Source organism: Amycolatopsis sp. WAC 04169 (assembly GCF_003947535.1).
Taxonomy (GTDB): domain Bacteria; phylum Actinomycetota; class Actinomycetes; order Mycobacteriales; family Pseudonocardiaceae; genus Amycolatopsis; species Amycolatopsis keratiniphila.
Window position 1 is genome coordinate 419473 of sequence record NZ_QHJI01000008.1, and the last position, 12772, is coordinate 432244.

15 protein-coding genes are annotated in these 12772 nt (G+C 66.6%); 10 read left to right on the forward strand and 5 right to left on the reverse strand.

The window, feature by feature from the left end:
* Positions 1 to 86: 86 nt before the first annotated feature.
* The 5 genes from DMC61_RS41210 to DMC61_RS24370 are packed head-to-tail and all read left to right on the forward strand — an operon-like array spanning position 87 to position 2496.
* A complete protein-coding gene (locus DMC61_RS41210; protein ID WP_158634133.1) occupies positions 87 to 509 on the forward strand; it encodes a YbaB/EbfC family nucleoid-associated protein in 423 nt (140 codons plus the stop codon).
* Positions 506 to 814, forward strand: a complete 309-nt coding sequence (locus tag DMC61_RS24355) for a YbaB/EbfC family nucleoid-associated protein (protein ID WP_125691468.1) — start codon at positions 506 to 508, stop codon at positions 812 to 814. The genes DMC61_RS41210 and DMC61_RS24355 overlap by 4 nt, the downstream gene beginning before the upstream one ends.
* The gene (locus DMC61_RS24360; RefSeq protein WP_125691469.1) at positions 811 to 1164 is read left to right on the forward strand and encodes a hypothetical protein; all 354 of its coding nucleotides are present in this window, start codon (positions 811 to 813) and stop codon (positions 1162 to 1164) included. The genes DMC61_RS24355 and DMC61_RS24360 overlap by 4 nt, the downstream gene beginning before the upstream one ends.
* A gap of 2 nt (positions 1165 to 1166) precedes the next feature.
* Positions 1167 to 1880 carry a WXG100 family type VII secretion target gene (locus DMC61_RS24365; RefSeq protein WP_233594938.1) on the forward strand — a complete coding sequence of 238 codons (714 nt, stop codon included), beginning with the start codon at positions 1167 to 1169 and terminating at the stop codon, positions 1878 to 1880.
* A complete protein-coding gene (locus tag DMC61_RS24370; protein WP_233594939.1) occupies positions 1864 to 2496 on the forward strand; it encodes a DUF3558 domain-containing protein in 633 nt (210 codons plus the stop codon). Before DMC61_RS24365 ends, DMC61_RS24370 begins: the two co-directional genes overlap by 17 nt.
* Positions 2497 to 2499: 3 nt before the next feature.
* Here DMC61_RS24370 and DMC61_RS24375 read toward each other — a convergent pair whose 3' ends face one another.
* Complete coding sequence (locus DMC61_RS24375) at positions 2500 to 4149, reverse strand: class I adenylate-forming enzyme family protein (RefSeq protein WP_125691475.1); 1650 nt, start codon at positions 4147 to 4149, stop codon at positions 2500 to 2502.
* Positions 4150 to 4254: 105 nt separating this feature from the next.
* Here DMC61_RS24375 and DMC61_RS24380 point away from each other — a divergent pair, with 105 nt between their 5' ends.
* Together DMC61_RS24380 and DMC61_RS24385 are read left to right on the forward strand one after the other, a co-directional pair.
* Positions 4255 to 5427 carry an acyl-CoA dehydrogenase family protein gene (locus DMC61_RS24380; RefSeq protein WP_016331385.1) on the forward strand — a complete coding sequence of 391 codons (1173 nt, stop codon included), beginning with the start codon at positions 4255 to 4257 and terminating at the stop codon, positions 5425 to 5427.
* A 164-nt stretch (positions 5428 to 5591) separates the two neighbouring features.
* Positions 5592 to 6020, forward strand: a complete 429-nt coding sequence (locus DMC61_RS24385; RefSeq protein ID WP_125691477.1) for a hypothetical protein — start codon at positions 5592 to 5594, stop codon at positions 6018 to 6020.
* Here the strand turns inward: DMC61_RS24385 and DMC61_RS24390 are convergent.
* A complete protein-coding gene (locus tag DMC61_RS24390) occupies positions 5968 to 6420 on the reverse strand; it encodes a hypothetical protein (protein ID WP_125691478.1) in 453 nt (150 codons plus the stop codon). The two genes, DMC61_RS24385 and DMC61_RS24390, sit on opposite strands and share 53 nt — an antisense overlap.
* A gap of 133 nt (positions 6421 to 6553) precedes the next feature.
* Between DMC61_RS24390 and DMC61_RS24395 the strand changes: the two genes are divergently transcribed.
* Positions 6554 to 6979, forward strand: coding sequence for a DoxX family protein (locus DMC61_RS24395; RefSeq protein WP_016331387.1), 426 nt, complete (start codon positions 6554 to 6556; stop codon positions 6977 to 6979).
* A 63-nt stretch (positions 6980 to 7042) separates the two neighbouring features.
* Here DMC61_RS24395 and DMC61_RS24400 read toward each other — a convergent pair whose 3' ends face one another.
* The 3 genes from DMC61_RS24400 to DMC61_RS24410 all read right to left on the reverse strand — a co-directional run bounded on the left by DMC61_RS24400 (position 7043) and on the right by DMC61_RS24410 (position 10707).
* Positions 7043 to 7750 carry a TIGR03089 family protein gene (locus tag DMC61_RS24400; protein WP_125691480.1) on the reverse strand — a complete coding sequence of 236 codons (708 nt, stop codon included), beginning with the start codon at positions 7748 to 7750 and terminating at the stop codon, positions 7043 to 7045.
* 10 nt (positions 7751 to 7760) lie between these two features.
* Positions 7761 to 9086, reverse strand: a complete 1326-nt coding sequence (locus DMC61_RS24405; protein WP_199750087.1) for an LCP family protein — start codon at positions 9084 to 9086, stop codon at positions 7761 to 7763.
* An 88-nt stretch (positions 9087 to 9174) separates the two neighbouring features.
* Positions 9175 to 10707 (reverse strand): LCP family protein, encoded by a 1533-nt coding sequence (locus DMC61_RS24410; RefSeq protein ID WP_125691482.1) that lies wholly within the window; start codon positions 10705 to 10707, stop codon positions 9175 to 9177.
* A gap of 151 nt (positions 10708 to 10858) precedes the next feature.
* On the opposite strand from DMC61_RS24410, the gene rfbB reads away from it, so the two are divergent.
* Both rfbB and rfbD read left to right on the forward strand, forming a co-directional pair.
* Positions 10859 to 11842, forward strand: coding sequence for a dTDP-glucose 4,6-dehydratase (gene rfbB, locus DMC61_RS24415; RefSeq protein ID WP_125691484.1), 984 nt, complete (start codon positions 10859 to 10861; stop codon positions 11840 to 11842).
* 4 nt (positions 11843 to 11846) lie between these two features.
* Positions 11847 to 12719: a dTDP-4-dehydrorhamnose reductase gene (gene rfbD, locus DMC61_RS24420; RefSeq protein WP_233594926.1), complete on the forward strand. Its 873-nt coding sequence runs from the start codon at positions 11847 to 11849 to the stop codon at positions 12717 to 12719.
* Positions 12720 to 12772: the final 53 nt, after the last annotated feature.

The following is a 12772-nucleotide window of genomic DNA, read 5'->3' on the forward strand; positions in this document are numbered from 1 at the left end:
ATCGGTCTAATGGCCGTAGTGGGGGAGGGGAGCGCAATGCCATACGTCGTGATGCGCGCGTGAATGCGCCACGAGATCTGCGAGCGATGCGCGCGCAAGCCGGTGAGCTGGATGCCCGCCTGGCCGCCGCCAGGCACACCAGCCAATCCATCGATCGGTCTGTGACGGTCACCGTTACCGGTCGAGGCGCGCTGGTCGACCTGCGAATCGCCGATTCCGCACTCGACGGAGCACATATACGAAATCTCGGGGTCAGCATTGTGCAGGCGGTCCGAGCGGCTCGTGGTGTTGCGCACGAGGCGTCGGTGCCTGAGCTCAGTGCGCTGTTCGGTTTGCAGCCTCCGCCACCTCGGGAGTCAACTCGATCCCGGTCGCCGCTTGAGCCGGAGCCAGTGCGGCCCGAGCCCACGTCGAGTCCGCGGCGGCGAGCAGCCGATGACGCCATTCACGAGGAGAGCTACGAGGAGCTCGACTTCCTCTCCGACGAAGACGCGGATGGTCGCTGGTGAACCCTTACGATCGGCTCTACAACCTCGCCAAGGAGATCGACGCACACGTCACTGCCGTCGAACGGGCTGCGGAAAGCGGTCGGGCGATGCCGTTGAGCAGGGAGATCGGAGCCGGGCTGGGCACCGTTACCGTAGACGGCTCTGGAGCGCTGATTTCAGTCGATCTCGATCGGGACACGGCAGTGATGCAAACCGGTGCCAGTCTTGCCGGCCATGTCCTTCGGGCGATCAACGATGCGGAAAACGCGGCATCCGCCCGACGTGAAGAGATGATCGCGGAAGCTTCCAAGGGGGTGGAGAGTTGACTTTCCCCGACCCGCTCGGGTCCAGCGATTCAGGTTACGAGGTCTACCCGGAATCACTGCGCAAGACAACAGAGGACGTCTATCACGCGGCTGGTCTGCTCCGCGATTTCGCCGACCATGATCTGGGTGGGCTGGTTCTGGGCCCACAGGATGTCGGCATGCTCGGTGACCGGGTGAATGTCGTGCAGGCGTTCGCCGACATGATCGTCGACTTGCAGGACAAAAGCAGGAGGAACTTCGATCGCTTGATAGCGCTGGGTGGCTCGTTGGACAAGGCTGCGGACTACTACGACGCCCAGGACGACGAGTACTACAAGCGACTTCGCGATATTGAAAAGGAGGCGAATTGACCATGAGTGTCCCTATCGGTGCTCCGCCGGAATATCCACATGCCGCCGATGCGAAGATTCGCGAATTCGCCAACCTTCCCTTCATCGGGCGTCCGGATATCCTGCACCTCTTGGATGATGTTCGAGATCGACTGTTGGGCAATCCTGTGCGGATTCAAGAGATGGCTCTCCAGTTCGCGAACAACAAGACGATTCACGACGCTCGAAGTGATTTCGAAAGTGCTACCCAATCGTTGGCGGGTACTTGGACAGGGCGTGCCGCGGACCAGTTCTCGGCCTACGCGTCCCGGGTGACGAGCGCACTTGAAAAGGAGCAAGAGGCCGTCGGCACGTTGTCCGGCCTTCTGGTGGGAGTCGCCCAGGTCGTCATTGATACTTACGCGAAGGCGATCGAATTCCTCGGTGTCTGTGCCGGACGGCTTGCGACGATCGACATCAAGATGCTGCTGGCGGCCGCTGCCTCGGTTGTCCCGGGGCTTAACGCAATCGTGTGGAGTGACGTTATCGACACCATCGTCGAGGCGTTCGGCACGTTGGTTGAGAACTTCCTTGCTTTGCTCGGAGCGGCGGTAGAGCAGACGGGCAAATTCTACGGGGCGGCCGTCGGATTCCAGCAGATCGCGACCAATTTCTTCGAAGTGCCGGATATGTCACCGAGTTCGGGGATGGATGACCAGAAGCAGTGGAAGATTGAGCCTGATGCTGTTCCCGAGTGAAGGTGAAAAGCGAACACCTGCTCGCATCGCCGGCATTCTCGCGGGATTACTATTCGTCGCGGGTTGTGGGATCGGGGAGCCGAAGCCGATCCTGAGCGGGCCGCCGGCGGCAGCGCAAGCCGGACCTGCGATCCCGATCACCCCCGTTGAAAAGCCGCTGCGCAGTGCCGACTTTTCTCGGTTCCCGTGTGGGATATTGCAGCCCGAGCAGGTTGCCGCGTTCATCATCGACCCGCCGGAGAAAGTGACCAGGGGCGGTGGCAAGGACGGAATGCTCGGATGTGCGTGGAGCGCTCCGAAAAGCCCGAGCCTGGGGATCTATCGCGCCATAGTGAAGCCGAACAACCTGGCTGAACTGGTTGAGGTCAACGACGAGAATCCGCAACAGTATCCAGGCTGGCGCGAGTTGTCCATCGATGGAATACCCGTGGTCGAGTACACGCCGCGGTACATTCCGGGGGCTTGTGATCTGTACTTGGGTATCAGCGACACGGAAATGATGCTTGTCGAGTATGCCGTGAACGGCCCGAGTGGTTCTCAGTACTGGGGAAACGATTCGTGCGCCGGGGCGCGCAAGGCCGCGGAGTTCGTGATCGGCAACCTCCGCGGCCGCTGAGCGTCAGTCGGCGAGTTGCTTCCGCAGTTCCCGTTTGAGCACCTTCCCGGCCGCCGAGACCGGGATCTGGTCGACGAAGTGGATCGCCCGCAGCCGTTTGTACGGCAGAACGCGTGCGCCGACGGCTTCCAGGAGTTGTTCGGCGGTGACGTTCTCGTCGCTGCGCACCACGAACGCGACCGGCAGTTCGCCGACCTCGGCGTCTGGTTTGCCGACGACGGCTGCCGCCGAGACGCCGGGCAGGGTGATCAACAGCTCTTCGAGTTCGCGCGGGAAGACGTTGTATCCCTTGTACAGCAGCATGTCCTTCTTGCGATCCACAATAGACAGATAGCCGTCCTCGTCGATGATGCCGATGTCGCCGGTGTGCAGCCAGCCGTCGACGAGCGCGGCCGAGGTCTCCTCGGGGCGGTCGCGATAGCCGATCATCACCTGCGGGCCGCGCAGGCAGACCTCGCCGCTTTCTCCGGCGGGCAAAGGATCTTCGCCGCCTTCGGCCGGGACGATCTTGATCTCGGTGTCGGGCAGTGGAAGGCCGACCGAGCCCACCTTCCGGACCGCGGAGCGGTAGGCCGGCGCGATGACGGCTCCCATGGTGACCTCGGTGAGGCCGTAACCCTCGATGATGAGCACACCGGGAAAGCGTTTCTGCAGCGCGCGGATCATCTCGTGGTTCATCGGCGCGGCGCCGGAACCGATGGTCAGTACCGAAGACAGGTCGGCTGTGTGAAACTCGGGGCAGGCGAGCAACGCGGCGAACAGCGCGGGCGCGCCGCCGATCGTGGTGACCCGCAGCAGTTCGGCGTCGGCCACGTACGCGGCCGGGTCGAAGCGGTCGTGCAGGACGACGGTGCCGCCGTCGAGCAGCGGGACGTTGAGCGCGGCGATGGTACCCATGGCGTGGAACCACGGCGTCAGATTGAGGGCGATCCCGGTGCCGATCCGTGACGGCCACTCCTCCGGGCCGCCGAGCTGGTCGACGATCACCTCTCCCGACTCGTCGACGGCGGGGACCGCGCCCAGCCGCCAGCAGGAGCTTTGCAGGCTGTTGACCACGACGTTCCGATGCGGCAGGCGGACACCTTTCGAACGGCCAGTGGTGCCGCCGGTGTACGCCAGATGGGCGAGGTCGCGGTAGATGTCGATCTCGACGTCGGGCCGCTCGTCGGAGTGACCGGAGTGGAACTCCGTGAACTCCACCTCGCCCTGCCCAAGCCCCTCCGGTGGGTGAACGACGATGGTCAGCCGGACCGACGTCCGATCACGCACCGAAGCGAGCACGCGCGCGACCGGGCCGACGGTGACGGCGGCGACCGCCCCGGCATCGGCCAGCTGGAGGGCGAGGTCTTCGGGCGGGAGCAGGGGATTGGCCGGGCTGAAGGTGGCCCCGGCGAGCAGCGTTCCGTAGTAGGCGACCGGGTACGCCAGGCAGTTCGGCAGGTGGAGCGCGACGACGTCGCCCCGTCCGATGCCCTCGGCGCGCAGGGCGTTCGCGAACCGGCAGGCCGCGCTGTACGTCTCGGCGAAGGTGAGGCTCTGGTCTCCGTGGGCGAAGGCCGTACGGGAGCCCCAGCGAGCGGCGGCGCCGGCGAGCACCGAGCCGACCGGGACCTCGGGATAATCGAGCGACCGGGGGAACGGGGTGAGCTCCATCACTCGAACGTACGGACTTTGCGGTCAAAGACACAAGCGCTCGCGATGTCGCACCATGTGAACGAGCGCTAACATCGGTCAAACTCCCAAACGCGGTTAGAAGAGGTGACGAAGGTGTCTGACGGCCCGGGTCTGTACCAGCTTGCCGAAGAGCACGAGGAGCTGCGGGCCGCGGTGCGTGCCCTCGCGGAGAAGGAGATCGAGCCGTACGCGGCCGAGGTCGACGAGAACGAGCGCTACCCCATCGAGGCGTATAACGCGCTGGTCAAGTCGGGTTTCAACGCCGTCCACATCGAAGAGGCCTACGACGGCCAGGGCGCGGACGCCATCGCCGCCTGCATCGTCATCGAAGAGGTCGCGCGCGTCGACGCGTCAGCGTCGCTCATCCCGGCGGTCAACAAGCTGGGCACGGTGCCGATCATCCTTTCGGCGTCGGAAGACCTCAAGAAGCTCGTGCTGCCCTCGATCGCCTCCGGTGAGGCCTCGGCGTCCTACGCGCTTTCGGAGCGCGAAGCCGGCTCGGACACCGCCTCGATGCGCACCCGCGCGAAGCTCGACGGCGACCACTGGGTGCTGAACGGCACCAAGTGCTGGATCACCAACGCGGGTGAATCGTCCTGGTACACCGTGATGGCGGTGACCGACCCCAACGCCGAGAAGAAGGCCAACGGCATCTCCGCGTTCGTCGTGCACAAGGACGACCCCGGCTTCACCGTCGGCTCGAAGGAGCGGAAGCTCGGCATCAAGGGCTCGCCGACCCGCGAGATCCACTTCGAGAACTGCACCATCCCGGCGGACCGCATCATCGGCGAGCCCGGCACCGGCCTGAAGACCGCGCTGCGCACCCTCGACCACACCCGCCCGACCATCGGCGCGCAGGCGCTGGGCATCGCGCAGGGCGCGCTCGACGCCTCCATCGCGTACGTCAAGGAGCGTAAGCAGTTCGGCAAGGCGATCTCGGAGTTCCAGGGCGTCCAGTTCATGCTGGCCGACATGGGCATCAAGATCGAAGCCGCCCGGAACCTCGTCTACGCCTCCGCCGCGGCGACCGAGCGTGGCGACTCGCGCGGCGGCTACATGGCCGCGGCCGCGAAGGCGTACGCGTCGGACATCGCGATGCAGGTGACCACCGACGCCGTCCAGCTCTTCGGCGGTGCGGGCTACACGCGCGACTTCCCGGTGGAGCGCATGATGCGCGACGCGAAGATCACCCAGATCTACGAAGGCACCAACCAGATCCAGCGCATGGTCATGGCGCGCGCCCTGCTCAAGGGCTGATTCGTTCCCGCGTGAAGGCCCCCTTCCCTCGGCTCAGCCGAGGGAAGGGGGCCTTCACGCGCTTGGCGCCCTCCGCATTTAGAGGACTAAATGCGGGGGTGTGAGCCGGTGAGATGCTTCACGGAAGTACGGCGATCATGGGCCGCCGGTGTCACTCTCGAAGGATGTTCTGGTTCGCTCCGGTGTCGTGGACACCGCACGACGAGGCCGAGCTGATCGCCGGCTGGCGGTTGTGGCTCGAACTCGGGGATCGCACCTGGCCGTCGGCCGCGTGGGACGGGACGGCGGCCGACGTCGTCAGGCCGCTGCGGGAGCTGGTCGCGGCCTGCGACGAGATCGAGGCGGGATACCGCGGTGCCGTCGAGGAGCCGTCCGAGGAGTTCATCCGGATCATCCAGTTCCTCGTGTGGACCGTCAGCACGGTCATCGAGCTGTGGGCCGACGACGAGGTCCCGCTCGACGCCGAGCGGATAGCGTTGCTGCACGCCGATCTGGCCGGGTTCGCGGAACAGGCGGAGCGGGTGCTCGAGTTGCTGGCCGTCAGCGGCGGCTGGACGGGTCTGGCCGCGGAGCATCGGCGGACGGGTCGCTGAGCGACTCCGGTTCCTCGGCCCACGCGAACTGCGAACCCGCCAGATACGCGATCAGCGGACGGTCCAGCGAGAGCAGGGTCACCGGGGTCCCGAACGGGTCTTCGCCAGGCGCGATTTCGTACCCCAGCTCGATGACGGACTCGTCCTCCTCGTCGGATTCGACTTCGTGGCGGGTGACACCGTTGTCGGTCGCCCACCTGCCATCGAGGGTGCGATGGAACTTCACGATCAGTGCGTCCGGAGTCGCCCAGGTGAAGCGTGACACCGAGAATCCGGTGCTCCAGCTCTTCCAATAGAACCATCCGGAGCAGTCGCGGCGGAACGCCAGGTCGACGTACTCGACGCTGCCCGGATGCAGGATTTCATCCGACCAAAGGCCGGTCAGCCGTTCGTCCGCCACGGACGAGAGTCTGCCGTACGGGGTTCCTGTCGGGTACCTGTCGATCACGCTCCGGAGGTGCCGTCGGAGGCGTTCGGTGCCCTACCGTGATCCGGGTAAGTTGAATATTCACCGACCAGAAAGCTGATACCCGATGTTCGCTCGTTTCAAGGATGTCGCCCTTCTGCTGGGCCGGATCGGTGTCGGTGTGGTCTTCCTCGCACACGGCCTGCAGAAGTGGGAAAACGGGATCGACGGCACCGCGAAGTTCTTCGAGCAGACCGGAATCCCGCTCCCGACGCTCGCGGCGATCTTCGCGATCGCGGTGGAGATCGTGGGAGCCATCTTGTTCATCGTCGGTTTCCTGACGCCGCTGGTGGGCCTCGGCTTCGTCGTGGTCTCCGTCGGCGCGCTGCTCTCGGTGCACCTCGACAACGGCCTCACCGGACAGGGCGGTTACGAACTTGTCCTGGTCCTGGCGGTCGCCGGGCTCGCGCTCGGTTTCAACCCCGGCAAACTGTCGCTCGATCACGCGCTCTTCGGACGCAAGCGTGAGGCGAAGCAGCTCCAGGACGCCTGACCCGAACGCTAGGAACGGTCCTTTCCTCGCAAAATTTGCAAGGAAAGGACCGTTCATTGCATTTCAGGAGGGGAGATCCGCGGTAGTCCGTTCCGCTTCGCGCCGAGAAGCGAGTTTGGCCGGATCCGCGTCGGTGACCTGGACCAGATGCGCACCCGCCGCCAGCGGCGTCAGGAAACCTGCCAAGATCCCTTCCGCGCCAACCCATTCCACAGTGGACAGAACGCGGTCGTCGGCGGACAGTCCCAGCCCGGAAGCCCGAGAGCGCGCCTCGGCGAGCACTTCGTCCACAGTGGACGGGCCCAGTGCGGGAGTGTCGCCGGGCACCGGGAACAGCGGGCTGAACTGGTCACCCGAAAGCCTGGCTTCGGTCAGGTAGTCCATCGCTCCGTCGGGTACGGAGCCTGCGGGTAGCCCGAGACCCATCGGGTGCAGCGAGACGACGGCGGTCGCGGCCGCGTCGGAGGCGCCACCCGGCGCGACGAACGCCACCCGGGCGCCCGCGGTCTCCGTCACCACCCTGGCGCCGCACCACCACGCGCCCAGCAGCACACCGGCGGTCTGCCAATGCGACGGCAGCACCACTGCCACCTCGTCGCCCGGTTCGACGTCGAACTCGTCGACCAGCCAGTTCGCCGTTTTGGCGGCCCAGTTCACCGTGGTCGCCACGGACAGTTCGACCCGGCTGCCCTGCTTGTCGTCGTAGTGCGTGATCAGCGGTTTCGCGGGCGACCCGAGCACGGGCCGCAGCAGCAGTTCGGTGAGGCTCACGCCCCCAACGCTAGTTCACGCAGGGAACGCTCGACGCGGCGAGCAGCGGAGCCGCCCCGGGCGCCCCACCGCCACCGCCCCGGCCCACCAGCCCGGAGACGAACGACCGTACGGCGGCGGGGTCGATCTCGACGATGCTCTGGCCGTCGGCGCTGCGGCCGTTGATGTTCACCACCGGGATGGTCGTGAACGTCAGGTCGCCCGACGCGATCCCCTTCGCCTGCTGCGCGAACTCCAGCAGGTCCAGCCCTTCGTCGAGGACGATCGACCGGCGCACGACGTCCATCAGGCCCGCCATCGTCGACGGGCTGGTCAGCGTCCCCGCCGAGAGCACCTGGTTCAGCGCGGACGACAGGAACGTCTGCTGCCGCACGATGCGGTCGAGGTCGCCGCGCGGCAGGTTCTTGCGCTGCCGGACGAACGAAAGCGCCTCACCGCCCGACACGGTCTGTTCGCCGCGCCGGAAGTTCGCGCCGGAGTCCTTGTCCTCGGTCGAGTGGTTCAGGCAGACCTTGACGCCGCCCAGCGCCTCGGTCAGCAGATAGAACCCGAGCAGGTTGACCTCGGCGTAGTGGTCGATGCGGATCTGTGTCAGGTCCTGAACGGTCTGGACCAGTGCCTTGCGGCCTTCCTGATCGGAATCGCGTTCGAGTTTCGCCTGATCGGATTCGCCGCGATGCGCGTTCGCGTAGTTGGTCTTCGCGGCGCCATAGGCCGAATTGATCTTGTTCGGGCCGCGGCCGGGGATGTCGGTCCAGGTGTCGCGTGGGATCGAGACGCCCGACGGCTTCCCGCCGTTCTTCGGGATCCGCAGGATGATGATGGTGTCGGTGTTGACGCCCGGCTTCTCCTCGGTGCGCAGTTCCTTCAGCACGCGCGGCGGCAGCGGATTGCCCTGCGCGTCGGTGCGCGCGTCGCTGCCGACCAGGAGGATGTCGTTCGCGCCGTCGTCGGCGGGCGGGGCGGCGGGGTCGTCGGGTTTGCTCAGGGCGTTCGTCGTGGGGACGTTGTTCTGCAACTGGTCCTTGGTGACGTACGCGTAGCCCGTCGTGCCGAGGGCGAGCAGCGACACGAGGCCGACCGCGATCCTGCGGGTGATCCGGCCGGCGCGGCGCAGCGGGCGCTCGGGCACGGCCAGCGTGCCCGAGACAGCTTCGTCTTCGTCCTCGGCCGGGGTGGACGGCTGGGGGAGCGGCGGATTCCGCGGGTACGGCGTCGGGACGAACCGGGGCTCTTCGTCACTCTCGGTGTCCGAATTGGTGTCCTCTTCGGACTTCGGCTCGTCTTCGTCCAACTGCTCAGAACGTGCGTTGACGCTCTTTTCCTCGTCGCTCATCCCTGATCACCTCCCCTTGTGCTGCCGCTCGTCCGATCGTAGGAGAAGGCTAGGCCACCGTGAGGTCGGCCACGCTGAGTACCCGGGATTAATTGACGCAGGGCACATTGCCCGCGACGATCGGCGTCGTGCTGGGCGCCGCCGGAGCGCTGGAGGGCGGCTGAGCGGGCTTCGAGGGGATCGAAGTCTTCGACGGGGCCGTGGTCGCGTTCGCGCCCTTGTAGTCCTTGCCGAGCAGCACCCGCACCTTGCCGGGGGCGACGTCACGGTCCGCCTCGGCCTGCACCGCGGTGCCGAAGACCTGCTTGATCAGGGCCAGCGCGTCGTCGTCGCCCGGCGCGTACCGGATGACCGTCGAATTGCGGGTGCTGAGCTTGGTGTCGGCCGCGAGCTTGAAACCCTTGCCCTGCAACAGGTTCCGGGTCTCGGTGGCCGCGGTGGGCGAGCCGGACCCGTCGAAGAGTTCGACGGTCACCGCTTCCGCGCCCGGCAGGGTGGCCGGGGTCTCGGCCGGTGCCGTCTCGCCGTCGGCGGTCAGGCGGGTGACCTCGGCCTGCACCTGTGCCGGGTCCACCCGGAGCACGGCGGCGCCGCCGATATTCGCGTCACCTTGGGTCGGGATGGTGTGGAACTCGACGTTTCCGCTGGTCAGGCCGCGCATCTGGGCGGCGAACTCGGGCAGATCCCAGCCCGCCGACAGCACGACCGACTTCTTCACCGCCTCGATCAGGTCGGAGATCTTCGCCGGGTTCATCAGGACGTCGGAGGAGAGCACCTTGTTCGCCAGCCCCGACAGGAAGGCCTGCTGCCGCGCGATCCGGTCGAGATCGCCGTTCTGCAGGTCGTAGCGCTGCCGGACGAACGCGAGCGCCTGCACGCCCTCGACGGTCGACTTGCCGGCGGGCAGGTCCACGCCGGATTTCTTCTCCTTGACCGCGTTGTTGAGGCAGACCTCGACGCCGCCGATCGCCTTGGTGATCTCGTAGAAGCTCGACAGGTTCACCTCGGCGTACCGGTCGATCATCTTCGGCTTGCCGATGAACTTCTCCAGCGTCGCGATCAGGTTCTTGCGGCCGGCGTCCTTGGCCTTGGCGTCGACGTCCTTGAGGTCGGAGTTGCCCTGCTGCTGTAGCGTCTTCGACGTGTCGTTGTAGGCGTACACGTACGCGCTGTTGAGCTTGTGCTTGCCGAAACCGCCGGTGATCTCGACCCACGAGTCGCGGGGGAAGGAGATCGCGACCGCCTTCTTACCGTTCTGGGGGATGTGCACCAGGATCATCGTGTCGGTCTGGCGCTCGCCGTCCGAAACCCCGGCGTGCAGCATGTCGAGGACCTCGCGCGGCAGCGGGTTGCCCTGCGCGTCGGTGCGGCTGTCCTGGCCGACGAGCAGGATGTCGATCGCGCCGTCCAGCGGTTTCGCCGGCGGATGGCCGTTGTCCTCGAAGATGTTCGTGGTCGCAAAGCCCTGCGACGGGTCACCGATGAACTGCCAGCCCCACCAGGTCAGCGCCAGGATCGTGATCGAGACCAGGCTGAACACGACCTTCACACCGCGGCGGGCGAAGACCACGACGCCGCCGCCACGGCGCGCCGGAATGGGTGGCCCGGGCCACTCGGTCACGTGCGGTCCTCCACGAATCTCCCCAGGGCACACGCGTGCCTACCCGACGACTCTACTGACCCTCGTGTTAGACGTCCGTAGGCTGGTGAAAGGTTGCCCCGGTCGTGACACACTCGGCCGGTCGGTGAAGTCGTAGAGGGAGGATCGCGGGATGCGAGTGCTGGTCACCGGGGGTGCCGGGTTCATCGGTTCGCATTACGTCCGGCAGGTGCTGACGGGCGCGTACCCGAGCTTGGCCGACGCCGAGCTGATCGTGCTCGACAAGCTGACCTACGCGGGCAACGAGGCGAACCTGGAGCCGGTGCGCGGGAATCCGCGCTACCGGTTCGAAAAGGGCGACATCTGTGACGCCGCCCTGGTCAGCGAGCTCATGCGGGGCGTCGACCTGGTGGTCCACTTCGCCGCCGAGTCCCATGTGGACCGTTCGATCGCCGGCGCGGCCGACTTCGTGCTGACCAACGTGCTGGGCACGCAGACCCTGTTGCAGGCCGCGCTCGAGGCCGAGGTCGGGAAGTTCGTCCACGTGTCCACCGACGAGGTCTACGGCTCGATCGCCGAGGGTTCCTGGGCCGAAGACCACGCGCTGGAGCCGAATTCGCCGTACTCGGCGTCGAAGGCGTCCTCGGATCTGCTGGCCCGTTCGTTCTTCCGCACGCACGGGCTGCCCGTCTGTGTCACGAGGTGCTCGAACAACTACGGTCCGTACCAATTCCCGGAGAAGGTCATCCCGCTCTTCGTGACCAATCTGCTCGACGGCAAGAAGGTCCCGCTCTACGGCGACGGGCTCAACGTGCGTGACTGGCTGCACGTGGACGATCACTGTCACGGCATCCAGCTCGTCGCCGACGGCGGCAGGCCGGGCGAGGTCTACAACATCGGCGGCGGCACGGAACTCACCAACCGCCAGCTGACCGAGCGGCTGCTGACCGCCGTCGGCGCGGACTGGGAAAGCGTCGAGCCGGTCGAGGACCGCAAGGGGCACGACCGGCGGTACTCGGTCGACATCACCAAGATCTCGACGGAGCTCGGCTACGCGCCGCGTCAGTCCTTTGAGGACGGTTTGGCCGACACGGTCGCCTGGTACAGCGGAAACCGATCGTGGTGGGAACCGCTGAAGAACCGTGCGGGGGCGTGAACAGGTGCTGAGCATTCTCGTACCGGGCGGATCCGGCCAGCTCGGACAGGACCTCGCGGCGCTGGCCCCGCAGGCCGCGGCACCGTCGTCTTCGGAGCTGAACGTGCGCGACACCGGACAGGTCGTCGCCGCGGTGACCGAGCTGGCGGACCGGGCGCGGGCGACGGGGACGTCGCCGGTGGTGATCAACGCGGCGGCCTACACCGCGGTGGACGCGGCGGAAACCGACGAGGAGCGGGCGTTCGCGGTGAACGCCGACGGCCCCCGGGTGCTCGCCGCGGCGTGCTCGTCGCGCGGGGTGCCGCTCATCCACGTGTCCACGGACTACGTGTTCGCCGGTGACGCGACTTCGCCGTACGAGCCCGGCGATCTGCTGGGCCCGCTGAACGCCTACGGCCGGACGAAGGCGGCCGGCGAGGACGCGCTGCTCGGGTCCGGCGCCCGGTCCTGGATCGTGCGGACGTCCTGGGTGTACGGCAAAACCGGGTCGAACTTCGTGAATACCATGGCACGCCTGGAAAAGGAGCGCGAGGAACTGTCCGTAGTGGACGATCAGACCGGTTCGCCGACCTGGTCGCGCGACCTCGCCGCCGGGCTGCTGGAGCTGGCGGGCCGGATCGCCGCGGGCGAAGGACCTTCGCAGCGGGTGCTGCACTGCACGGGTGGCGGGTCGACGACGTGGTGCGGGTTCGCGAAGGCGATCTTCACGGAGCTCGGCGCGGATCCGGCTCGCGTGAAGCCTTGTACGACGGCGGAATTCCCGCGTCCGGCGGCGCGTCCGGCGTATGGCGTGCTGTCGAACGCTTCCTGGCGCGAGGCGGGTCTCACGCCGCTCCGGGACTGGTCCGATGCCCTGAAGGCCTACTTCGCTTCCTGACCCCCGCCCGCATTTCGTCCTCTGAATGCGATCGCATTCAGAGGACGAAATGC